Consider the following 21,565-nt stretch of genomic DNA (forward strand, 5'->3'; position numbering starts at 1 on the left):
GCGTCTGGTACTCGGAACTGAGCGACATCTACCAGCAGCAGTATTTCAACCTGACCCACAGCCAGCCCATCGGCGACTGGACCCTGGGCGCCAACCTCGGCTACTTCATCGGCAAGGAAAACGGCAGCGCCCTGGCCGGCGACCTGGACAACAAGACCGCCTTCGCCATGCTCTCGGCCAAGTACGGTGGCAACACCTTCTACGTCGGCCTGCAGAAACTCAGCGGCGACGATGCCTGGATGCGCGTCAACGGCACCAGCGGCGGCACCCTGGCCAACGACAGCTATAACTCCAGCTACGACAACGCCAAGGAAAAATCCTGGCAAGTGCGCCATGACTTCAACTTCGCCGCCGTCGGCGTGCCGGGCCTGACCCTGATGAACCGCTACATCAGCGGCGACAACGTGCACACCGCCACGGTGGACGACGGCAAGGAATGGGGCCGTGAAAGCGAACTGGCGTACACCGTGCAGAGCGGTGCGCTGAAGAACCTCAATGTGAAATGGCGCAACTCGACGCTGCGGCGGGATTTCAGCACCAATGAGTTCGATGAGAACCGGTTGATTGTCAGCTATCCGATGAGCTTGTTGTAAGGCGGCTGGGGTGGGTCTGTCGTTCAGGTGGCGACTGACCCACCGGGATTACGGTGAGCCTACTCTCGGGACTCGACGCCCAACTCGTCCCACACCGACTCAGCCAGGTGGAACGTGGCGTTGGCGGCAGGAATGCCGCAATAGATCGCGCTCTGCATGATCACTTCCTTGATCTCGCCACGACTCACGCCATTGTTGGCCGCTGCGCGCAGGTGCAGCTTGAGTTCTTCGTTGCGGTTCATGCCGATCAGCATGGCGATGGTGATCAGGCTGCGGGTGTGGCGCGGCAGGCCCGGGCGGGTCCAGATGTCACCCCAGGCGTGACGGGTGATCATCTCCTGGAACTCGCTGTTGAATTCGGTCAGGGCATTGAGACTGCGATCCACATGGGCATCGCCCAGCACCGCGCGGCGGACTTGCATGCCTTCGTCGTAGCGTTGTTTCTCGTCCACAAAAAACTCCTCAGGCGCGACTGGAATCAAGCAGGAAATCCAACACCCGTTCGCTGAACGCAGCGCCGGCCTGGACGTTGGACAAGTGCGCGGCATGGAACTCGGCATACTGCGCCCCACTGACCCGCTCCTGGATAAAATGCCCGCCCGACGGCGGCGTCACCGCATCTTCGGTACCGGCCACCACCAACAACGGCACACGGATCGAGGACAATTGATCGCGAAAATCGGCATCGCGCACCGCGGCGCAGTTGGCGGCATACCCCTGAGGCGAGGTGGCGGCGAGCATGTCGGTGATTTTCCTCGCCGTGTCCGGGTTGGCCTGGGCAAAGTCCGGGGTGAACCAGCGGGCAATCGAAGCATCCCGCAGCGCCACCATGGCCGCCTTGCCGTCACGCAGCACGGTTTCGATGCGCGGGTTCCACATCGACGGATCACCGATCTTGGCAGCGGTGTTGCACACCACCAACTTGTGCAGTCGCTCACCCGCATTGATGCCCAGCCACTGCCCGATCAGGCCGCCCATGGACAGTCCGCAGAAGTGCACCTTGTCGATACCCAGCACATCGAGCATCGCCAGCACGTCGCCGCCCAGTTGCTCGATGCTGTAAGGGCCTTCGGTGACCAGCGACTGGCCGTGACCGCGGGTGTCGAAACGCAGTACGCGAAAGTGCTCGCTGAACGCTGCAACCTGCTCGTCCCACATGTGCAGGTCGGTCCCCAACGAATTGGAGAGCACCAACACCGGGGCGTCTTGCGGCCCGTCGAATCGATAGTTCAGTTCGCCGTCGGCGAGTTTGACGAATCCCACAACAATCTCCTTTCAGACCTTCAAGGCAAGGTGTTCGGCCACTGCCCGAGCGACCCAGGTCTGGGCCTGGCCGAGGTAATGGGCGGGGTTGAGCAAATGATCGAGTTCGGCGTCGGACAGGTGCGCGCACACCTGGGGCTCGTCCCCCAGCACGTCGCGCAGGTGACGTTGTTCGGTCACGGCACGCTTGCAGCACTGCTCCAGCAGATGGTGCGCGGTGTCCCGTCCGACACGCTGGGCCAGGACGATGCTCACCGCTTCGGCCAGCACCAGGCCCTGGGTCAATTCGAGGTTGCGGGCCATGCGCACCGCGTCCACCTCCAGCCCCTCCGCCAGCAGCCGCGCCTGTTGCAGGGCACCGGACACCAGGCAGCAGATCTCCGGCAGGGTTTCCCATTCGGCATGCCAGAGACCCAGGCTGCGCTCATGTTCCTGGGGCATCGCGCTGAACAACGTCGACACCAAACCAGGCACCCGCGTTGCCGCACCGATCAGTACCGCCGCGCCCACCGGGTTGCGCTTGTGGGGCATGGTCGACGAACCGCCCTTGCCCGGTGCCGACGGCTCGAACGCTTCGCCGGCCTCGGTCTGCATCAACAGGCTGATGTCACGGCCGAGTTTGCCCAGGCTACCGGCAATCAGGCCCAGCACCGAGCCGAACTCCACCAGTCGGTCGCGCTGGGTGTGCCAGGGTTGTTCCGGCAGGTCCAGTCGCAGCTCGGCGGCCAGGGCTTCGGCGACAGCCAGCGCCTGTTCACCCAATGCGGCGAGCGTTCCGGAAGCGCCGCCGAATTGCAGCACCAGCAAGCGCGGCTTGAGTTCCGACAGACGTTGGCGGCTGCGGGTGACCGCTCCCAGCCATCCGCCGATTTTCATGCCCAGGGTCACCGGTGTCGCATGCTGCAGCCAAGTGCGTCCGGCCAACGGCGTGGCGGCGTAGCGCTCGGCTTGTCGAGCCAGGATGGCGGCCAGTTGCGTCAGCTCGCTTTCGATCAGTTCCAGTGCCTGGCGCAGTTGCAGGACCAGGCCGCTGTCCATCACGTCCTGGCTGGTGGCGCCCAGGTGCACGTACCGCTCAGCCTCGGCGTGCTCGCTGGCAATGCGTTTGCCCAATGCCTTGACCAGCGGGATCGCCGAATTGCCGGCACTGGCAATCGCTTCGCCCAAAGCCGAAAAATCGTACAACTGGGCGCGACAGGCAGCCTCGATGGGAGCCACCGCGTCCTGTGGGATCAGCCCTACCCGCGCCTCGGCCCGGGCCAGTGCCGCCTCGACGTCGAGCATGGCCTGCACCCGCCCCGCATCGCAGAACACCTCGCGCATGTCGCGGGCGGTGAAATAGGCATCGAACAGCTGATTGCCCGGTCGTTCGCTCATAAACAGTCCTTGGGTGCGCCGGCCTCTCGGCCGGTCGCGGTTGGATCAAAGGAGTGGCTTCAAAGATCGTGGTGCAAATAAGTCGGTTGCTTCGGCAGGCGCAGGCTGAACAGGAACGCCACCACCATCATGACCGTGACGTACCAGTAAAAGGCGTTTTCCATGCCCTGGGCTTTCAGGCTCAAGGCAACGTACTCCGCCGAACCGCCAAAAATCGCATTCGCCACGGCGTAGGCCAACCCTACCCCCAGCGCACGCACTTCGGGTGGAAACATTTCTGCTTTTACCAGGCCACTGATGGAGGTGTAGAAGCTGACGATTGCCAGTGCCAGGGTGATCAGGACGAACGCCAGGAATGGGCTGCTGATGCTTTTTAGGGTCAGCAGGATCGGCACCGTGCACAAGGCACCCAACGCGCCGAACCAGAGCATGGAGTTACGGCGGCCGATCTTGTCGGCCAGCATGCCGAACAGCGGTTGCATGCACATGTAGAGGAACAGTGCGCCGGTCATGATGTAACTGGCGGTCTTGGCCTGCAGGCCTGCGGTGTTCACCAGGTATTTCTGCATGTAGGTGGTGAAGGTGTAGAAAATCAACGAACCGCCGGCGGTGTAACCCAGCACGGTGATGAACGCGGCCTTGTGGTCACGAAACAGCGCGGCGATGCTGCCGGCGTCCTTGTTCTCGCGCATTTCCTTGCTGCTGGTTTCCTTCAGGGAACGGCGCAGGAACAGGGAGATCAATGCCGCCACGGCGCCAACCACGAAGGGAATCCGCCAGCCATAGGCCCGCAGTTCGTCTTCATTGAGGAATTGTTGCAGGATCACCACCAGTGACACCGCCAGCAGTTGCCCACCTATCAACGTCACGTACTGGAACGACGCAAAAAAGCCGCGCTGGCCCTTGAGGGCGACTTCGCTCATGTAGGTGGCAGTGGTGCCGTATTCGCCCCCCACCGACAAACCTTGCAGCAAGCGGGCGAGCAACAGCAGCAGCGGTGCCCAGACGCCAATGTCTTTGTAGGTGGGCAGGCAGGCGATGAGCAACGAGCCGAAGCACATCATCAGCACCGAAATCATCATCGAGTTCTTGCGCCCATGACGGTCCGCCACCCGGCCGAAAATCCAGCCGCCAATCGGCCGCATCAGGAACCCGGCGGCGAAGACACCGGCGGTATTGACCAGTTGCACCGTGGGGTTGTCGGACGGGAAGAAAGCCGGCGCGAAATAGATCGCGCAGAACGCATAGACGTAGAAGTCGAACCATTCGACCAGGTTGCCGGAGGAAGCACCGACGATGGCGAAGATGCGCTTGCTGCGCTCTTCGCCGGTGTAGTGGCTGGTTGGGGTGGTCATGGGTTATTCACTCTTGGGGACTTAACAGAGTCTAGACACACTTCGTAACAGTCCCGTTCCACAGATCGTTCCCACGCTCTGCGTGGGAATGCAGCCGGGGACGCTCTGCGTCCCACAAGCCGAACGCGGAGCGTCCGTTGAGGCATTTCCACGCAGAGCGTGGGAACGATCAGTACAGGAGTTCTTCAGTAATCGAAAAACACCGTCTCGGCATCCGTCCCCTGCAGAATCACATTCCACTGGTACACGCCCGACGCATCGGGTTTGCTCACGATAGTGGCGCGACGCTCTTCAGGGACGCAGGCCAGCAACGGGTCGGCTTCGTTGGCCTGCTCACCGTCGAAGTAGATGCGCGTCAGCAGATGCTTGACCAAGCCACGGGCGAATACCAGTACCACCAGGTGCGGCGCCTGGGTCGTGCCACCCAGGCCCGGCACGGTGCCCGGTTTGATGGTGGTGAAGCGAAAACGCCCCTCGGCGTCCACCGGCACCCGACCGAAACCTTCGAAATTCGGATCCAGGGGTTTGTCCTGATCGTCTTCGGGATGGGCGTATCTGCCAGCGGCATTGGCCTGCCAGACTTCCAGCATCGCGTCGTTGACGAACTCGCCGTTGCCGTCGATCACCTGCCCGGTGATCGCCACGCGCTGGCCGAGGGTTTCGGCGACGGTCAGGTCTTCGCGGTTCAGCCAGGTCAGGCCGATGTGATAGTAAGGGCCAACGGTATGGGACGTGGTGGCGGTAAGCGTCATCTTATTTCTCCATCGGCGTGGCATCGCGGCCGCGCAAGACGATGTCCCAGCGATAACCGAGGGCGTAGTGAGGGATGGTTTTTTCCAGGTCGAAGCTGGCGATCAGGCGTTCCTTGGCACGGGTGTCCGGCACGCAGTTGTAGATCGGGTCGTATTCCAGCAGCGGGTCGCCAGGGAAATACATCTGCGTCACCAGGCGCGTCAGGATGCTGGGCCCGAACAGCGAGAAATGGATATGGGCCGGGCGCCAGGCGTTGTGGTGGTTGCCCCAGGGATAGGCACCGGGCTTGATGGTCTGGAACTGATACCAGCCGTCGGCGTCGGTGATGGCGCGACCGGTGCCGGTGAAGTTCGGGTCCAGCGGCGCATCGTGTTTGTCGCGGTCATGGTGATAGCGACCGGCGGCGTTGGCCTGCCAGATCTCCACCAGAATGCCCGGCACGGGATGGCCGTTCTCATCCAGCACACGCCCGTGAATGATGATCCGTTCCCCCAGTGGCTCGCCGGCATGCTGGGCGGTCAGGTCGTTGTCCTTCTCCTGGACACGGTCGGCGCCGATGGTCGGGCCGGTGATTTCCGACAGCGAGTGAGGCATATGCACCAACGGCTTGGACGGCGAGCGCAGGTTGGTGGACTGATACGGCGGGTGCAGGTACTCCGGCTGGGTGCCCGCTTGGGGGCGACGGTAACCAGGCTTGTCAGTCATGAAGCATTCCTCGGTTTCTTATAAGTAGTACGGCGCGTCAGACGCGCTCGATAGCCAATGCCAGGCCCTGGCCGACGCCGACACACATGGTCGCCAAGCCTTTCTTGCCGCCGGTCTTTTCCAGATGATGCAACGCCGTCAGCACCAGTCGCGCCCCGCTCATACCCAGTGGATGACCGAGCGCGATGGCGCCGCCGTTCGGATTGACCTGCGGCGCATCGTCCGCCAGCCCCAATTCGCGCAGCACCGCCAGGCCCTGGCTGGCAAACGCTTCATTGAGTTCGATCACGTCGAAATCGGCGACTGCCAGGCCCAGGCGTTCCGTCAACTTACGCACCGCCGGCACCGGGCCGATGCCCATCACCCGTGGCGCCACGCCGGCACTGGCCATGCCCAGCACTTTGCCGCGAGGGGTCAGGCCGTGTTTCTTCACCGCTTCAGCCGAGGCCAGGATCAGCGCCGCCGCGCCGTCATTCACACCCGAGGCGTTGCCGGCGGTGACAGTCTTGTCCGGGCCGTTGACTGGTTTGAGTTTGTTCAGGGCTTCCAGCGTAGTGTCGGCACGGGGATGCTCGTCCTGCTCGACCACGGTTTCGCCTTTCTTGTGGGCAATGCGCACCGGTACGATTTCTTCGGCGAAGAACCCTGCGGCCTGGGCCGCCGCCGTGCGTTGCTGGCTGCGCAAGGCAAATGCATCCTGATCGGCACGGGACACCGCGTAATCGTCCGCCACGTTATCGGCGGTCTGGGGCATCGCGTCCACGCCGTACTGGGCTTTCATCAAGGGGTTGATGAAGCGCCAGCCAATGGTGGTGTCTTCCAGTTTCATGTTGCGGGAAAACGCCGCGTCAGCCTTGCCCATCACAAACGGCGCGCGGGACATCGATTCCACGCCGCCGGCGATGGCCAGCTCCATTTCGCCACTGGCGATGGCGCGGAACGCCGTTCCGATGGCGTCCATGCCCGAAGCGCAGAGACGGTTGAGGGTCACGCCGGGAATGCTCTCCGGCAGGCCCGCCAGCAGCAGTGCCATGCGCGCCACGTTGCGATTGTCTTCGCCGGCCTGGTTGGCGCAACCGAGGAACACCTCGTCCACCGCGCTCCAGTCCACCGATGGGTTGCGCTCCATCAGCGCCTTGATCGGCACGGCCGCCAGGTCATCGGCGCGCACCGCGGCCAAGCCACCCCCGAAGCGGCCGATGGGGGTACGAATCGCATCACAGATATAGACGTCGCGCATCAAGCTTCTCCCGGTGCCTGGCCGTGGGCCGCTGCGGTGCGAGCTTCCAGGTCACGCAGAGCGCGCAGCTCCACCTCGGTCGGCTCGGCAGTGGTGTGCACCTGATCGGCGAAACGGATCGCCCAGCCGGTGGCCGCAATGACTTGCTCGCGGGTCACGCCGGGGTGCAGCGCAGTGACCACGAATTCATGGGTACCGGCTTCCGGCTCCATGATGCACAGGTCGGTGATGATACCCACCGGCCCCGCCCCCGGCAGGCCCAGGCGCTTGCGGGAATCGCCGCCTTCGCCGTGACCGACCGAGGTGATGAAGTCCAGCTTATCGACGAACGAACGCGCCGACTGCTTGAGGATGATCAACACGCTCTTGGCGGAACCGGCGATTTCCGGTGCACCGCCGGCGCCCGGCAGGCGGACTTTTGGCTGGTGGTAATTGCCCACCACCGTGGTGTTGATGTTGCCGAAACGGTCGACCTGGGCGGCGCCGAGGAAGCCGACGTCGATACGTCCACCCTGCAACCAATAGCGGAAAATCTCACCGGTCGGAACGACGGTGTCCGCCGTTTCTGCCAGCTCGCCGTCGCCAATGGACAGCGGCAACACGCTGGGTTTGGCACCGATCGGACCGGACTCGTAGATCAGCACGACATCCGGCGACGAGGTCAGCCGCGCCAGGTTCGCCGCTTTCGATGGCAGGCCGATGCCGACGAAGCACACGGCGTTGTTTTTCAACCGACGGGCCGCGGCAACGGTCATCATTTCGTTGGTGGAGTACGTCATTGTTTCGCCTCCGAAGCGGCTGCCAGTTTGGCCTGCAATTCACTGAAATCCCGGGTGCCATGGATGTATTCGTTGATCCATGCGGTAAACGTCTCACGGTCCCGGGCGATGGCGTCCCACGCCTGGTAGAAACGATTGTCACGCTCGGTGTAACCATGGGCGTAGGACGGATGAGCACCGCCGGGCACGTGGCAGACCGCGCTCAGAGCCCAGGTCGGCAGGACGCAAGCATTCATCGGCGCATTCAGGTCGTCGACGATTTCTTCGACGGTGACGATGCAACGCTTGGCGGCCAGCGCAGCTTCTTTCTGCACACCGAGGATGCCCCACAGCAGCACGTTGCCCTTGCGGTCGGCTTTCTGGGCGTGGATCACGGTAATGTCGGGACGCACCGAAGGCACCGCGGCCAGGACTTCACCGGTAAAGGGGCAGGTCACGCTTTTGATCAGCGGGCTGACCTTCGGCAGGTCGGAACCAGCGTAGGCCCGCAGCACGGCGAATGGCAGGCCGGAGGCCCCGGCGACGTAGGCGTTGGCCAGGTCGGCGTGGCTGTGCTCCTCGATTTCCAGGGGCTGCGGCCATTGTTTCTCGACGGCATCGCGCAGCCGGTGCAAGGAGCCCACGCCTGGGTTGCCGCCCCAGGAGAAAATCAATTTGCGAGCACAGCCTGCGCCGATCAGCTGGTCATAGATCAGGTCCGGGGTCATTCGCACCAGGGTCAGGTCTTTCTTGCCCTGACGGATGATTTCATGACCCGCCGCCGTCGGAATCAAGTGGGTGAAGCCTTCGAGGGCGACGGTATCGCCGTCGTTGACGAACTGCTTCACCGCGTCGTGCAGCGAAAGGATTTCAGCCATGGGCAGGCTCCCGTTTTCCAGTGGACCGACATGAAGAAAAAGGCGCGAGGTTCAGCGCCGGAGTGACTGAAGATTAAGCTGCGGGAAAAAGCCAAACAATCCGATAATCGACTGAGTGTTCGTTTATCGAACAGATTGTTGTTTGGCTATCGATTTACTTGGCAAATGAATTCCGGGTGGGAGCGAGTCTGCTCGCGATGGCGGCGTATCAGGCAGTAAGTTCGCTACTGATAGATCGCTATCGCGAGCAGGCTCGCTCTCACAGGAGGCCGCTCAGGCTCGAGTCAGGTTGCATCCGCATGGCTGACCACGCCTTTGATCACCACCGCCGCGGTCGCCAACGCGGCAGGAATGACCAGGGCGGTCAGCACCTGTTCGAAGTTCCAGCCGAGGCCTAGCAAGGTCGCCCCCATCCAGGCCCCGAGTATCGCGCCGAAACGACCGACGCCAAGCATCCACGACACCCCGGTGGCCCGGCCCTGGGTCGGGTAGAAGCGTGCCGCCAAGGAAGGCATCGCCGATTGCGCGCCGTTGACGCACATGCCGGCCACCAACACCAGCGTCGCAAGCAGGGTGATGTGGCCCAGGCTCTGCCCTACTGCATAGGCAAATATCCCGGCCATCAGGTAGAACAGGCCGATGACCTTGTGCGGGTTGAACCGGTCCATCGCCCAGCCCACGCCGACCGCGCTCAGCACCCCGCCGAACTGGAACAGCGCGCCGATGAAAGCGGCCTGCTCCATACTTGCACCGCTGTCGCGCATCAGCGTCGGCAGCCAACTGGTCAACAGGTAAACGATCACCAGGCCCATGAAATAGGTCAGCCACAGCAGCAGCGTACCGGCGCTGTAGGTGCCGGAGAAAATCACCGCAAGGACATTCCGGGCCTTCACGGTTTTCTGCTCGGGCACACTGAAACTGGCCGCCTGGGCAATGGTGGCCGGGTCGATCGGCGCCAGGGCCTTGCGTACCTTATCGGTGCCACGATTGCGCACAAGCAGGTAGCGCGCCGACTCCGGCAGCCAGAACAGCAGCACCACCGCCAGGATCAATGGCAGGATCCCGCCGATCAGCAGCAAGCTGTGCCAGCCGAATGTCGGGATCAATTTGGCCGAAATGAAGCCGCCGCCGGCCATCCCCAGGTTGAATCCGCAGAACATGCTGGTCACCAGCAGGGATTTCTTGCGCTCCGGAGTGTATTCCGACAACAAGGTGGTGGCGTTCGGCATCCCCGCGCCCAATCCCAGGCCCGTCAGGAAGCGCAGCACCAGCAATTGCTCGACATTGGCGCTATAGGCCGATGCCAGGCTGAACGCACCGAACAGCACGACCGCGCCCACCAGCACGACTTTTCGCCCGAAGCGGTCAGCCAGCGGACCGGAGCCCAGCGCGCCGAAGACCATGCCGATCAGCGCGGCGCTCATGACCGGGCCGAGGCTGGCGCGATCGATACCCCAATCCTGGGACAGGGCCGGGGCGATGAAGCCCATGGCCGCTGTGTCGAGGCCATCGAGGAAGACAATCAGGAAACAGAGGATCACCACCCGCCACTGATAGCGCGAAATGGGTTGCCCATTGATGAAGGACTGTACGTCGAGGCAATGGCCTACGGAGGTCTGGGGCTGGTTCATCGTCTCTCTCATTATTATTGTGCCGATCACGCCGGATGACGCTGCCGCGACATTAATGAGGCCAGATAAATACCGTCAATTCACCCGAGACGTCTCTGTGCGTTTATCGAACAGCTTAAGCGAACAACTGCGCGCTCAGGTCCCGGCTGGCCCCCAACAGGCTGGGCAGGAACCGCTGCTCCAGCTCACTGCGGCTGACACGTCCGGCATGGGTACTGACGTTCAGCGCCGCAACCACTTGACCGGAAGCATCGTAGACCGGAACGGCAATGGCCCGCAGGCCCTGCTCCAACTCCTGGTCGACGATGCACCAGCCCTGCAGTCGCACCTGCTGCAGGCATTCGAGCAGCGCCTCGGGGGTGTGCAACGTCCGGCTGGTCTTGGCCTGCAGGTCGGCATGGTCGAGGTAATCACGCAGCGAAGCGTCATCCAGGGCCGCCAGGAGAATCCTGCCCATGGAAGTGCAATAGGCCGGCAAGCGTCCACCGACGGACAGGTCCACGGAAATCAGCCGCTGGGTGGTGGCTGACCGGGCGATATAGAGAATGTCGTCCCCTTCGAGCGTCGCCATGTTGCAGGCCTCGTGCAACTGTTCGCTCATGCGATCCAGGTACGGCTGGGCAGAAACCGCCAGGGGCGTCGACGACAGATAGGCATGGCCGAGGGTCAACACCTTGGGCAACAGCGAATAGGTGCGCCCGTCGGTGGTGGCGTAGCCGAGCTTGATCAACGTGTGCAGGCAGCGCCTGACAGCGGCACGAGGGATTTCGGTGCGATGGCTGATCTGCGCGATGGTCAGGTGCCGTTTGCGCTCCTGGAAGGCCTGGACCACGGCCAATCCGCGGGCCAGGGACGTCATGAAGTCCGGGTCGCCGGTCAAGGCCTGGATCCGCTTGGCCGGTGAGGCGACAATCGGTGGCGCGACTGAAGAGAAGGCGTTGCGCAATTGGTCGTTCATGTCTGGTACTTCCCCGGCAGTGACGGTTATTACAAACGGCGGCCCGAGGGACAACAAGGGCTGGCCCTCAGAAGCGTTCGATTATCGAACCCCCGGCCGATAATCGCAATCGACGAAACAAGCTCCGGAAATCGCCCGGCCGCTCGACGGATCCGAGAATAAGTTTGAAGAGCGGCGTCAGGCACATTTGACTTTGAACAACGAGATTGCAATATTGAACTTGTCGCCTTGAACGGCGCGAGGGTATCGGCACGGATGGTATTGCTTGAAACGTAATTGCCATAAGTTGCACATGCAAACATGGGTACACACAACAATCCGCCCTTTAAATATTTCCCGATAGTGTTCTTCGGGTGGACCGCTATAATGCAACTCAGCGACGGTAAGGCCCATCGGCCTGTTTCGTCCTCAGGTGCCTGAAGCCCCCCATGGCCGCTTCCCCTGTATCGGCAACAACACGAAGCCCTGATGCTACGTCAGCTGTCAGCTCTGGTGCCGTGGCCGTCTGCGTGGATACATGCAGTGCGTATCACCAGATTCAATTTCACTTTGCTAGGTAATACTGTGACGAAAGACGAACTGCGCGCGGAACTTGAGCGCCAGGAACAACGTTACAAGGAAGTTTACGGCGGGGAAATCACCACCTACGCCGCTCAACCTGAACCGGAACGCAAACCCTGGCGTAAACGCGCCACTGTTCAGGACCAGGCCTTTTCCCAGGAACTTCAGAAAATGGAAAAGGAACTCAGGCCCGAAGAGCGATAACACGCTTTCCTTGGAAACGGTATCCGGTCGCCACCCAGGCCGGACACCGCGGCTGGACGCCCGTCATGAGCGGGCCGCCCTCTCCTTCTACCCTCGTGTGGAGGAACCCTGTCTGACTTTCTTTTCAGATATTTCATACAACTGCCTGGGGTCTCTGCTCCGCCTCGGCGTCCCTTGCTCGCCTGGCTTTTGACCCCGGAATCAATGGGTTGCGCGGCCCTTAGAAAACCTGCTCCCGGAGGGTTTCCTACACATTATTTCGTTGAAGAATGTTACCGATGAGCAGGCAATGCATCGATCAACGAGGTTTTCTGGCATAATCGCGCCCCCTTATGACCGGGTCAGAAAACCTTCATGATCGATTTATTCAGCGGACTGGATGCTTGGGTGCTTGTGAGCCTCTTGCTCGCCCTGGCTTTTGTCCTCGCCTTCGAGTTCATCAACGGCTTTCATGACACCGCTAACGCGGTTGCCACTGTTATCTACACCAAAGCGATGCCGCCGCACCTGGCGGTGTTCTTTTCCGGGGTGTTCAACTTCCTCGGCGTGCTGCTGGGCGGCGTGGGCGTGGCGTACGCCATCGTCCACCTGTTGCCCGTGGAGCTGCTGATCAATGTGAACACCGGACACGGGCTGGCGATGGTGTTTTCGCTGCTCGCAGCGGCCATCACCTGGAACCTGGGCACCTGGTACTTCGGTATCCCGGCATCCAGCTCCCATACGTTGATCGGTTCGATCCTCGGCGTGGGCCTGGCCAACGCGCTGATCAACGATATCCCGCTGGGCGACGGAGTGAACTGGCAGAAGGCGATCGATATCGGCGCCTCCCTGGTGTTCTCGCCCATGGCCGGCTTCCTGGTTGCGGCCCTGGTGCTGATTGGCCTGAAATGGTGGCGTCCGCTGTCGAAGATGCACAAGACACCGGAACAGCGTCGCAAGATCGACGACAAGAAGCATCCTCCGTTCTGGAACCGCCTCGTGCTGGTGATTTCGGCCATGGCCGTCAGCTTCGTCCACGGTTCCAACGATGGTCAGAAAGGCATCGGTCTCATCATGCTGGTGCTGATCGGTATCGTGCCGGCGCAATTCGTACTCGACCTGAGCAGCACCACCTACCAGATCGAGCGCACCCGTGACGCGACCCTGCACCTGAGCCAGTTCTACCAGCGCAACGGCGAATCCCTGGGTGAATACCTGGCGCTGGGCAAAAGCGTGCCGGGCGATCTGCCGGAGAAATTCCGTTGCAACCCGCAGCAGACCGAACCCACCATCAATGCGCTGCTCGACACCCTCAAAGGCGTGGCCGACTACCACTCGCTGCCGCCGGAAAGCCGCATAGAGATTCGTCGCTACCTGCTCTGCCTGGACGACACGGCCAAGAAGGTCGGCAAGTTGCCAAACCTGGCGGCCCGTGAAAAAGACGATCTGAACAAACTGCGCAAGGACCTGACCGCCACCACCGAATACGCCCCGTTCTGGGTGATCCTGGCCGTCGCCCTGGCGCTGGGCCTGGGCACCATGGTGGGCTGGAAGCGTGTGGTGCTGACCATCGGCGAGAAAATCGGCAAGCAGGGCATGACCTACGCCCAGGGCATGTCGGCGCAGATCACTACGGCATGCATGATCGGCCTGGCAAACGTCTTCAGCCTGCCGGTATCCACTACCCACGTGCTGTCTTCCGGCGTGGCCGGTACCATGATCGCCAACAAGAGCGGCCTGCAAGGCGGCACGGTACGCAACATCCTGCTGGCCTGGGTGCTGACCCTGCCGGCGACAGTGGCGCTATCGGCCGGGTTGTTCTGGCTGGCTTCCAAGGCCCTGGGCAGCTGATTCCAGCGGCTCACAAAAAAGGTGCGACCCTTGTGGATCGCACCTTTTTTATGCCCGGAACACGGGCCCTGTGGGAGCGAGCCTGTGGGAGCAAAGCTTGCTCGCGACGAAGGCACCTCGATTTACAGACCGTGTTTCAATTCATCGCGAGCAAGCTTTGCTCCCACAGGCTCGAACAGGGCTTTGGTGTGTGGGCAAGAATCTGGCACAAAAAAAAGGGCGACCGAAGTCGCCCAAAATGCCTTGCGTGCTCGTTACAGCTGGAAAAACTTACGGTTTTCTGCGCTTGTGGGCGTCTTTCCAGATGAATAATCCAAAAACAGCGAAAAATACGAACATGAAGCCGACCGTCAACATTCCGGCAAACACCACATTATCGAAAAACATGATTGGCCTCCTTGGTCCTGCTCCTGTTGTGTTGGAGCCACGTTAACCAATCGAGCAGGGATGAACATTGACCGGGGTCAATAACGCTCGCGACCGAGCGCAAAGGGAGGGATACAACTAAGCTGCATCAATGGATCGGGGGGGGACGTCAACGCTTCTTCGGTTTGTTCTTCGGCTTTTTCTTGGGCTTGCCCAGAGGCATGGCCTGCTCGAAAGCCTGGCGGACTTCATTGAGGCGCTTTTCGTTGAGGTCGTGAACACGCTTGGCGCGTTCAGCGCTGAGGTCAATCAGTTTGTCATCTTGGCTCATGGCGTGTCGGCATCATGCAGTGAAGTGCGAATGTGCCCATGATGGCGGCTGTTGGCTGCGTTGACCAGCCTGCGTGCGTGGGCAAATACCGGAAATCAGATCTGGATATCGACCCACAGGCCCTGGCGCGCCTCATCGTCTATCAGGGGTTTCACCGGCACGGTGTTGTCGGCGTTGAGTTCGGTCCCCGGTATGGCCAGGTGCTCCTCGGGGTCTTCATCGGCTTCGCGACGGCGCCTCTCGCGCTCCTGCTGGCGACGCTGTTCCTCGCGCAGCAACAGTGCAGCCTCTTCGGGATCGCGCTTTTGCAAGTCGATGGTGCTTTCGCTGGAGGTTTGTTGCACCGGGACCACGGGCGGGATGTCCGGTCGCTGGCGGACTGGATCCTGTTGTGCAGTGATGGGTACGGCGCTCAAGGGGAGCGTGGGTAGCAACATAAAAATCTCCTGTCATCAGGCTATCGGCTGCGGCGCAGGAGGCTTGAACCGCTGGTCCGAAACTTGTGACCCGGTTGGCATTAATGCAAGGCAGGTACAAGCCTGTTTGATCGCGAAACCCGTTGAAGTTCCCTCGGATCGGTCGAAGGATTGGCTGCAATAACAGCCTGTTGCGTGCGTAATTTCTTTGGTCTGGGGGATCATTCCGTTAAGATAATCGGCTTTTTCAAGGCGGGAGTCAGGCAGCATGGCGCAGCAGTATCAACCGGGGCAACGCTGGATCAGTGACAGCGAAGCCGAGCTGGGTTTAGGCACCGTTCTGGCACAGGACGGCCGCTTGTTGACCGTGCTCTATCCGGCCACTGGCGACACCCGCCAGTACGCGCTACGGAATGCGCCTCTGACACGTGTACGGTTTTCGCCGGGCGACGTGATCACTCACTTCGAAGGTTGGAAAATGACCGTGCGCGAAGTCGACGATGTCGACGGGCTGCTGGTCTATCACGGCCTCAACGGGCAGAACGAAGTGGTCACCCTGCCGGAAACCCAGCTGTCGAACTTCATCCAGTTCCGCCTGGCCAGCGACCGTCTGTTCGCCGGCCAGATCGACCCGCTGGCCTGGTTCTCCCTGCGTTACCACACCCTGGAACACACCAGCCGCCAGTTGCAGTCCTCGCTCTGGGGCCTGGGTGGTGTCCGGGCCCAGCCCATCGCCCACCAATTGCACATTGCCCGGGAAGTGGCCGATCGCATTGCACCGCGGGTATTGCTGGCAGACGAAGTGGGGTTGGGCAAGACCATCGAAGCCGGCCTGGTCATCCACCGCCAGCTGTTGTCCGGACGCGCCAGTCGCATATTGATCCTGGTCCCGGAAAACCTTCAGCACCAATGGCTGGTGGAAATGCGCCGGCGCTTCAACCTGCAAGTCGCTCTGTTCGATGAGGAACGCTTCATCGAAAGCGATGCGAGCAACCCGTTCGAAGACACCCAACTGGCGCTGGTGGCGCTGGAATGGCTGGTGGACGACGAGAAGGCCCAGGACGCGCTGTTCGCCGCCGGCTGGGACCTGATGGTGGTCGACGAAGCCCATCACCTGGTGTGGCACGAAGATCAGGTCAGCCCGCAATACGCGCTGGTCGAACAGCTTGCCGAGACGATCCCGGGCGTACTGCTGTTGACCGCGACCCCGGAACAGCTGGGCCAGGACAGCCACTTCGCCCGCCTGCGCCTGCTGGACCCGAACCGCTTCCACGACCTCAAGGCCTTCCGCGCCGAGAGCGAAAACTACCGCCCGGTGGCCGAGGCCGTGCAGGAGCTGCTGGACAAGGGCCGCCTCTCGCCCGAAGCCCACAAGACCATTCACGGCTTCCTGGGCAACGAAGGCGAAGCGCTGCTGACCGCCGTCAACGATGGCGACAGCGAAGCCAGCGCCCGCTTGGTCCGCGAGCTGCTGGACCGCCACGGCACCGGCCGCGTGCTGTTTCGCAATACCCGCGCCGCCGTACAGGGCTTCCCGGAACGCAAACTGCACGCCTATCCGCTGCCGTGCCCGGACGAATACCTCGAACTGCCCCTGGGCGATCACGCCGAGTTGTACCCGGAAGTCAGTTTCCAGGCCCAGCCGGACGCCAGCGAAGAAGAACGCTGGTGGAAATTCGACCCCCGCGTCGAATGGCTGATCGACCAACTGAAAATGCTCAAGCGCACCAAGGTATTGGTGATCTGTGCCCATGCCGAAACCGCCATGGACCTGGAGGATGCCTTGCGCGTGCGCTCGGGTATCCCGGCCACGGTGTTCCACGAAGGCATGAACATCCTTGAGCGCGACCGTGCCGCCGCGTACTTCGCCGACGAAGAGTTTGGCGCACAGGTGTTGATCTGCTCGGAAATCGGCAGCGAAGGGCGCAACTTCCAGTTCGCCCATCACCTGGTGCTGTTCGACCTGCCCTCTCACCCGGACCTGCTGGAACAGCGGATCGGCCGCCTGGACCGGATCGGCCAGAAGCACACCATCGAGTTGCACGTGCCGTACCTGGAAACCAGCCCGCAAGAGCGGCTGTACCAGTGGTACCACGAGGCGTTGAACGCCTTCCTCAACACCTGCCCGACCGGCAACGCCTTGCAGCATCAGTTCGGCCCGCGCCTGTTGCCCTTACTGGAGGAGGCCGACGATGGCCAATGGCAAGCGCTGATCGACGAAGCCCGCGCCGAACGCGAGCGCCTGGAAACCGAGCTGCACACCGGTCGCGACCGTTTGCTGGAGCTCAACTCCGGCGGCGCCGGTGAAGGCGACGCACTGGTGGAAGCCATTCTTGAGCAAGACGATCAGTTCGCCCTGCCGATCTACATGGAAACCCTGTTCGACGCGTTCGGTATCGACAGCGAGGACCATTCGGACAACGCGCTGATTCTCAAGCCGAGCGAAAAAATGCTCGATGCCAGCTTCCCGCTGGGGGATGACGAAGGCGTGACCATCACCTACGACCGCAACCAGGCGCTGTCCCGCGAAGACATGCAGTTCATCACCTGGGAACACCCGATGGTGCAAGGCGGCATGGACCTCGTGCTGTCCGGTTCCATGGGCAACACGGCCGTGGCGCTGATCAAGAACAAGGCCCTCAAGCCCGGCACTGTGCTGCTGGAACTGCTTTACGTCAGTGAAGTGGTTGCACCGCGCTCGTTGCAACTGGGCCGTTACCTGCCACCGGCCGCCCTGCGCTGCCTGCTGGACGCCAACGGTAACGACCTGGCGGCCCGGGTTTCGTTCGAGACCCTGAACGACCAGCTCGAAAGTGTGCCTCGGGCCAGCGCCAACAAGTTCATCCAGGCCCAGCGAGACCAGCTCACGCCGCGCATCAATGCCGGTGAAGAGAAGATCGCCCCACGGCACGCCGAGCGCGTGGCCGAGGCCCAACGCCGCCTGGCGGCCGATACTGACGAAGAGCTGGCCCGCCTGACCGCCCTGCAAGCCGTCAACCCGACCGTGCGCGACAGCGAGCTGGTGGCCCTGCGCCAACAGCGCGAACAAGGCCTGGCGATGCTGGAAAAAGCTGCGCTGCGCCTGGAAGCGATCCGGGTGTTGGTGGCGGGCTGATCAGCCCTGGCAACACAAAAAAAGGCCCGCAGCGATGCGGGCCTTTTTTTGTGCGCCGAGCACACCTTTCACAAACATCCCCGAAACTCTGTGGGAGCGAGCCTGCTCGCGATAGCGGTGGGTCAGGACTGACGCCATCGCGAGCAGGCTCGCTCCCACAGGGATTGCGGCGTATACAAATGCTGCTTATCCCGCAAGCACCCAAAAAACCCGTTACTGCCCCCGAGCGCTGAGCTGCTGTTGCAGGTGCTGGATCTGCGCTTGCAGGGTATTGATGTTGCGGGTGACCTGGCCGCGGAAGGCGTCGAACTCGGCGGTGTTGCCGTTATCCTGCTGGCTCTTGAGCACTATCATGTCCTGCTCCAGACGCTCGATGGCAGGGTTCTGGTTGTTCCTTTTCAGGGCGGTGATATCGGCGCCGATGCTTTTGAGCTGGGCATCCAGGGCACCACCCTCGCCTTGGTTCTTCAGGGCGGTCACTTCCGCCGCCAGTGTCTTGACCTGGGCCTGGAGCTCCTTGTTGGCCGCTTGCAGCTGGGTGCTGACGTTCTGCTGTTCAGTGTCATGGGCAATGAGCAGGGCCAGTTCCTTGTCGAGGTCGGCGGACGGACCAAAGGTGGCTTGCTGCTGTTTGTACTGTTCCTGCAGCTTGCTATCGAATTGCCGGCCCTGCTCCTGCAGCTTGTTGTCCAGCTGTTTGATCTGCAGCTTCAAGGCTTCGCTGTCGCTCATGACATTGGATTGACCGGCCACCACCTTGCCGGAAATGTCCTGCAAGCGCCCCGCTGCGTCCTCACTGATTCGCGCGAAACTCTCTTGGGTCGCCACCAACTGCTGCTCCATCAGGGAAATCTGTTGGAAGCTCCACCAGGCCAGGAAACCGAACGCACACAGCAACGCGCCGACCAGCGCCCACAGCGGCCCGGTGCTGGGTCCCTTGACCTTGGCCGCCGCAACGGGTGTCGGGCGCGCTTGCACATGAGGCTGACGGTTGGGCAGGAAGTCATCGTCATCGGGGACGTCGGCACGCATCCGCAGGCTCGGTACATCATCGAAGTCGTCGTGTTCATCATTACGCGTGGGCATGGATTCAACCTTTGAGAAACCAGTAATGGCTCGATGCGGCGAGTATAACCCCCTCGCCCGCCGCACCGATTGACCCCGAACCCGGCACTCGGTTCATGACGGGCCGATCAGCGGGCTTTCCACCAGGTGCAGAATTCATCGAGGGCGGTCCATAGGCTGACCTGCGGATCGTAATCGAGATAATGCCGGGCCCGGCTGATGTCGAGGGTGAAATTTTTGTTCATGACCTGCATGCCCAGGCGCGACAGCGTCGGCTCGGGACGACCCGGCCACAATTTGCAGGCCCCTTCGTTCAACGCGGCCATGCTGTAGGCCAGCCCGTAGGAACGGTAACGCCTGACCTGTGGGACGTCCATCTGCCGCATCACATAGTTGACCACGTCCCACAGCGGAATCGGCGCTCCATTGCTGATGTTGTAGGCCTTGCCCAAGGCTGAACCGGTGGCCAGCAGACTGCTGAGCAGTACCTCGTTGAGGTTGTGCACACTGGTGAAATCCACCTTGTTCAAACCGTTGCCAATAATCGCCAGGCGCCCCTTGCGCTGCATGTTCAACAGGCGCGGGAAGATGCTCATGTCGCCAGCACCGGTCACGAAGCGCGGCCGCAGGGCCAGCACTTCAAGGCCGAACTCCTGGGCGCCGAAGACTTTCTGCTCGGCCAGGTATTTGGTGGCGGCATAGGGATGCCCGAAGCGCTTGGGCACTTGCTCCTCGGTCAGCCCGAGGTGGTCACGGCCATCGAAATAGATCGAGGGTGACGACAGGTGCACCAGGCGCCGGACCTTTTGCTTGAGGCAGGCCTCGACAACGTTTTCCGTGAGCTGGACGTTGCCCTGGTGAAAATCCTGATAGCGCCCCCACAACCCCACGGAGCCGGCGCAATGCACCACCGCCTCGACGTCCAGGCACAGATCACGGGCCAACAGCGGATCGCTCAGATCCCCCGGGACGAATTGCGCACCGCGACGCACCAGGTGTTCCACGCTCTCGGCCCGGCGTCCGTTGACCCTTACATCCAGGCCCTGCTCCAGGGCGAAACGCGCAAAGCGCCCGCCGATGAAGCCGCTTGCGCCGGTAACCAGAATTTTCATGAATGCTCCCAACCCGTGCAGTGGCGAGCCTTGAGCCGCCACGGCCAATTAATCTGTGCGCCGCTTGCGGCTTGACGCTTATTGCGGCTCCCAAGGCACCAGCCAGCGCTTTGAGAAGTGAATCAATTGATCGGTCAACAGCCCGAGCAATTGCCCACCATTGCGCCAATGATGCCAGTACAACGGCACATCGATTGTTTTATCTGCCAGCAACTCCACCAACACCCCACGCGCCAGCTGTTCACGCATTTGCAGTTCCGGCACCAGCCCCCAGCCAAGCCCCGCTTCGGCGAGGCGGATGAAACCTTCTGAAGAAGGACACAAATGGTGTTCGAAACCGCCTTCGACGCCGAGGGAAGCGAGGTAGCGGTGCTGCAGGAAATCATCCGGGCCGAACACCAGGGCCGGCGTGCGAGCCAATTGCTCGGCACGCACGCCGTCGGGGAAGTGCCGGGCGATGAAGGCCGGGCTCGCCAGCGCACGATAGCGCATGGCGCCCAGCAATACGCTGCGGGCCCCGGCCACCGGGCGCTCGTTGGCGCAGACACACGCTGCCACCTCGCCGGCGCGCATGCGTTTGAGACCGACGGTCTGGTCCTCGACCACCAAGTCCATCAACAGGTGATGCTCGGCGCAGAAATCGCCCACGGCCGCCGCCCACCAGGTCGCCAGGCTGTCGGCATTCAGGGCGATGCGCAGGCGTTCGGGCAGGCCCTCTTCATCCAGTGCTGGCACCAGGCTTTGCAGATCGCGCTCCAGCAAACGCACCTGTTGGACATGGTTGAGCAAGCGACGACCGATCTCGGTGGGGGCCGGTGGCGTGGCGCGCACCAGCACAGGCTGGCCGACTCGCGCCTCCAGCAGCTTGATCCGTTGGGAAACAGCCGATTGCGACAACCCCAGCACTTGGGCGGCGCGCTCGAAGCCGGCCTGCTCCACTACCGCAGCCAGGGCTGCCAGCAATTTGTAATCGAACATCAGTATTCCTAATGAGCAATCAGCAAGATTTGTTTTTCTTATACAGCTTCCGACCGGAAAATGACCAGCATTCACT

Annotated in this window: 21 protein-coding genes; 4 read left to right on the forward strand and 17 right to left on the reverse strand. The window is 61.9% G+C overall.

Translation table 11 applies throughout. The annotated features are described in order from the left end of the window. A partial coding sequence (locus tag CGA22_RS07655; RefSeq protein ID WP_188258534.1) for an OprD family outer membrane porin occupies nt 1-593 on the forward strand: 593 nt, incomplete at its 5' end. 59 nt (nt 594-652) lie between these two features. On the opposite strand, the gene pcaC is transcribed toward CGA22_RS07655, so the two are convergent. The 11 genes from pcaC to pcaR form a co-directional block, all read right to left on the reverse strand. Then, complete coding sequence (gene pcaC, locus CGA22_RS07660) at nt 653-1,045, reverse strand: 4-carboxymuconolactone decarboxylase (RefSeq protein ID WP_041021408.1); 393 nt, start codon at nt 1,043-1,045, stop codon at nt 653-655. Nucleotides 1,046-1,055: 10 nt separating this feature from the next. After that, on the reverse strand, nt 1,056-1,856 hold the full coding sequence (pcaD, locus tag CGA22_RS07665; protein WP_041021409.1) for a 3-oxoadipate enol-lactonase: 801 nt from the start codon (nt 1,854-1,856) through the stop codon (nt 1,056-1,058). A gap of 12 nt (nt 1,857-1,868) precedes the next feature. After that, nucleotides 1,869-3,233 carry a 3-carboxy-cis,cis-muconate cycloisomerase gene (locus tag CGA22_RS07670; protein WP_041021410.1) on the reverse strand — a complete coding sequence of 455 codons (1,365 nt, stop codon included), beginning with the start codon at nt 3,231-3,233 and terminating at the stop codon, nt 1,869-1,871. A gap of 59 nt (nt 3,234-3,292) precedes the next feature. Further along, on the reverse strand, nt 3,293-4,588 hold the full coding sequence (locus CGA22_RS07675; protein ID WP_041021411.1) for an MFS family transporter: 1,296 nt from the start codon (nt 4,586-4,588) through the stop codon (nt 3,293-3,295). Nucleotides 4,589-4,773: 185 nt separating this feature from the next. Further along, complete coding sequence (gene pcaG, locus CGA22_RS07680) at nt 4,774-5,340, reverse strand: protocatechuate 3,4-dioxygenase subunit alpha (RefSeq protein ID WP_188258535.1); 567 nt, start codon at nt 5,338-5,340, stop codon at nt 4,774-4,776. 1 nt (nt 5,341) lies between these two features. After that, the gene (pcaH, locus tag CGA22_RS07685) at nt 5,342-6,046 is read right to left on the reverse strand and encodes a protocatechuate 3,4-dioxygenase subunit beta (protein WP_041021413.1); all 705 of its coding nucleotides are present in this window, start codon (nt 6,044-6,046) and stop codon (nt 5,342-5,344) included. A gap of 37 nt (nt 6,047-6,083) precedes the next feature. Then, on the reverse strand, nt 6,084-7,289 hold the full coding sequence (pcaF, locus tag CGA22_RS07690; RefSeq protein ID WP_174245331.1) for a 3-oxoadipyl-CoA thiolase: 1,206 nt from the start codon (nt 7,287-7,289) through the stop codon (nt 6,084-6,086). Next, entirely contained in the window at nt 7,286-8,065 is a 780-nt protein-coding gene (locus tag CGA22_RS07695) for a CoA-transferase subunit beta (RefSeq protein ID WP_041021415.1), read from the reverse strand. The genes pcaF and CGA22_RS07695 overlap by 4 nt, the downstream gene beginning before the upstream one ends. Next, a complete protein-coding gene (locus CGA22_RS07700; RefSeq protein ID WP_041021416.1) occupies nt 8,062-8,922 on the reverse strand; it encodes a CoA transferase subunit A in 861 nt (286 codons plus the stop codon). The genes CGA22_RS07695 and CGA22_RS07700 overlap by 4 nt, the downstream gene beginning before the upstream one ends. A gap of 284 nt (nt 8,923-9,206) precedes the next feature. After that, nucleotides 9,207-10,553, reverse strand: a complete 1,347-nt coding sequence (locus CGA22_RS07705) for an MFS transporter (protein ID WP_188258536.1) — start codon at nt 10,551-10,553, stop codon at nt 9,207-9,209. A gap of 115 nt (nt 10,554-10,668) precedes the next feature. After that, complete coding sequence (gene pcaR / locus CGA22_RS07710; RefSeq protein ID WP_024780244.1) at nt 10,669-11,511, reverse strand: pca regulon transcriptional regulator PcaR; 843 nt, start codon at nt 11,509-11,511, stop codon at nt 10,669-10,671. A 564-nt stretch (nt 11,512-12,075) separates the two neighbouring features. On the opposite strand from pcaR, the gene CGA22_RS07715 reads away from it, so the two are divergent. Next, the gene (locus tag CGA22_RS07715; protein WP_084213744.1) at nt 12,076-12,276 is read left to right on the forward strand and encodes a hypothetical protein; all 201 of its coding nucleotides are present in this window, start codon (nt 12,076-12,078) and stop codon (nt 12,274-12,276) included. Between the two features lie 354 nt (nt 12,277-12,630). Further along, nucleotides 12,631-14,106, forward strand: a complete 1,476-nt coding sequence (locus CGA22_RS07720) for an inorganic phosphate transporter (RefSeq protein ID WP_041022120.1) — start codon at nt 12,631-12,633, stop codon at nt 14,104-14,106. Nucleotides 14,107-14,376: 270 nt separating this feature from the next. Here CGA22_RS07720 and ccoM read toward each other — a convergent pair whose 3' ends face one another. The 3 genes from ccoM to CGA22_RS07735 form a co-directional block, all read right to left on the reverse strand. Further along, nucleotides 14,377-14,493 (reverse strand): cytochrome c oxidase subunit CcoM, encoded by a 117-nt coding sequence (ccoM, locus tag CGA22_RS27285; RefSeq protein WP_041020304.1) that lies wholly within the window; start codon nt 14,491-14,493, stop codon nt 14,377-14,379. Nucleotides 14,494-14,641: 148 nt separating this feature from the next. Further along, the gene (locus tag CGA22_RS07730) at nt 14,642-14,803 is read right to left on the reverse strand and encodes a hypothetical protein (RefSeq protein WP_003184513.1); all 162 of its coding nucleotides are present in this window, start codon (nt 14,801-14,803) and stop codon (nt 14,642-14,644) included. 95 nt (nt 14,804-14,898) lie between these two features. Next, nucleotides 14,899-15,240: a hypothetical protein gene (locus CGA22_RS07735; protein ID WP_041020305.1), complete on the reverse strand. Its 342-nt coding sequence runs from the start codon at nt 15,238-15,240 to the stop codon at nt 14,899-14,901. A gap of 247 nt (nt 15,241-15,487) precedes the next feature. Between CGA22_RS07735 and rapA the strand changes: the two genes are divergently transcribed. Beyond that, nucleotides 15,488-18,334 (forward strand): RNA polymerase-associated protein RapA, encoded by a 2,847-nt coding sequence (gene rapA, locus CGA22_RS07740; protein ID WP_041020306.1) that lies wholly within the window; start codon nt 15,488-15,490, stop codon nt 18,332-18,334. A gap of 213 nt (nt 18,335-18,547) precedes the next feature. Here the strand turns inward: rapA and CGA22_RS07745 are convergent, their stop codons facing one another. The 3 genes from CGA22_RS07745 to CGA22_RS07755 form a co-directional block, all read right to left on the reverse strand. Next, nucleotides 18,548-19,420, reverse strand: coding sequence for an ATPase (locus CGA22_RS07745; RefSeq protein WP_041023834.1), 873 nt, complete (start codon nt 19,418-19,420; stop codon nt 18,548-18,550). Between the two features lie 107 nt (nt 19,421-19,527). After that, a complete protein-coding gene (locus CGA22_RS07750) occupies nt 19,528-20,511 on the reverse strand; it encodes an NAD-dependent epimerase/dehydratase family protein (RefSeq protein WP_041023835.1) in 984 nt (327 codons plus the stop codon). A gap of 78 nt (nt 20,512-20,589) precedes the next feature. Further along, complete coding sequence (locus CGA22_RS07755) at nt 20,590-21,495, reverse strand: LysR family transcriptional regulator ArgP (RefSeq protein ID WP_177329275.1); 906 nt, start codon at nt 21,493-21,495, stop codon at nt 20,590-20,592. Nucleotides 21,496-21,565 lie beyond the last annotated feature (70 nt).

The sequence above is a fragment of the Pseudomonas sp. PSB18 genome, from assembly GCF_014596565.1.
GTDB lineage: Bacteria > Pseudomonadota > Gammaproteobacteria > Pseudomonadales > Pseudomonadaceae > Aquipseudomonas.

Excerpts from the sequence above, each read along its gene's own strand:
- CGA22_RS07745 (WP_041023834.1), bottom strand. The coding sequence starts at position 19,420 with ATGCCCACGCGTAATGATGAACACGACGACTTCGATGATGTACCGAGC.
- CGA22_RS07735 (WP_041020305.1), bottom strand. The coding sequence starts at position 15,240 with ATGTTGCTACCCACGCTCCCCTTGAGCGCCGTACCCATCACTGCACAA.
- CGA22_RS07705 (WP_188258536.1), bottom strand. The coding sequence starts at position 10,553 with ATGAACCAGCCCCAGACCTCCGTAGGCCATTGCCTCGACGTACAGTCC.
- CGA22_RS07750 (WP_041023835.1), bottom strand. The coding sequence starts at position 20,511 with ATGAAAATTCTGGTTACCGGCGCAAGCGGCTTCATCGGCGGGCGCTTT.
- pcaG (WP_188258535.1), bottom strand. The coding sequence starts at position 5,340 with ATGACGCTTACCGCCACCACGTCCCATACCGTTGGCCCTTACTATCAC.
- rapA (WP_041020306.1), top strand. The coding sequence starts at position 15,488 with ATGGCGCAGCAGTATCAACCGGGGCAACGCTGGATCAGTGACAGCGAA.
- ccoM (WP_041020304.1), bottom strand. The coding sequence starts at position 14,493 with ATGTTTTTCGATAATGTGGTGTTTGCCGGAATGTTGACGGTCGGCTTC.
- pcaR (WP_024780244.1), bottom strand. The coding sequence starts at position 11,511 with ATGAACGACCAATTGCGCAACGCCTTCTCTTCAGTCGCGCCACCGATT.
- CGA22_RS07700 (WP_041021416.1), bottom strand. The coding sequence starts at position 8,922 with ATGGCTGAAATCCTTTCGCTGCACGACGCGGTGAAGCAGTTCGTCAAC.
- pcaH (WP_041021413.1), bottom strand. The coding sequence starts at position 6,046 with ATGACTGACAAGCCTGGTTACCGTCGCCCCCAAGCGGGCACCCAGCCG.
- CGA22_RS07670 (WP_041021410.1), bottom strand. The coding sequence starts at position 3,233 with ATGAGCGAACGACCGGGCAATCAGCTGTTCGATGCCTATTTCACCGCC.
- CGA22_RS07695 (WP_041021415.1), bottom strand. The coding sequence starts at position 8,065 with ATGACGTACTCCACCAACGAAATGATGACCGTTGCCGCGGCCCGTCGG.
- CGA22_RS07720 (WP_041022120.1), top strand. The coding sequence starts at position 12,631 with ATGATCGATTTATTCAGCGGACTGGATGCTTGGGTGCTTGTGAGCCTC.
- CGA22_RS07730 (WP_003184513.1), bottom strand. The coding sequence starts at position 14,803 with ATGAGCCAAGATGACAAACTGATTGACCTCAGCGCTGAACGCGCCAAG.
- CGA22_RS07675 (WP_041021411.1), bottom strand. The coding sequence starts at position 4,588 with ATGACCACCCCAACCAGCCACTACACCGGCGAAGAGCGCAGCAAGCGC.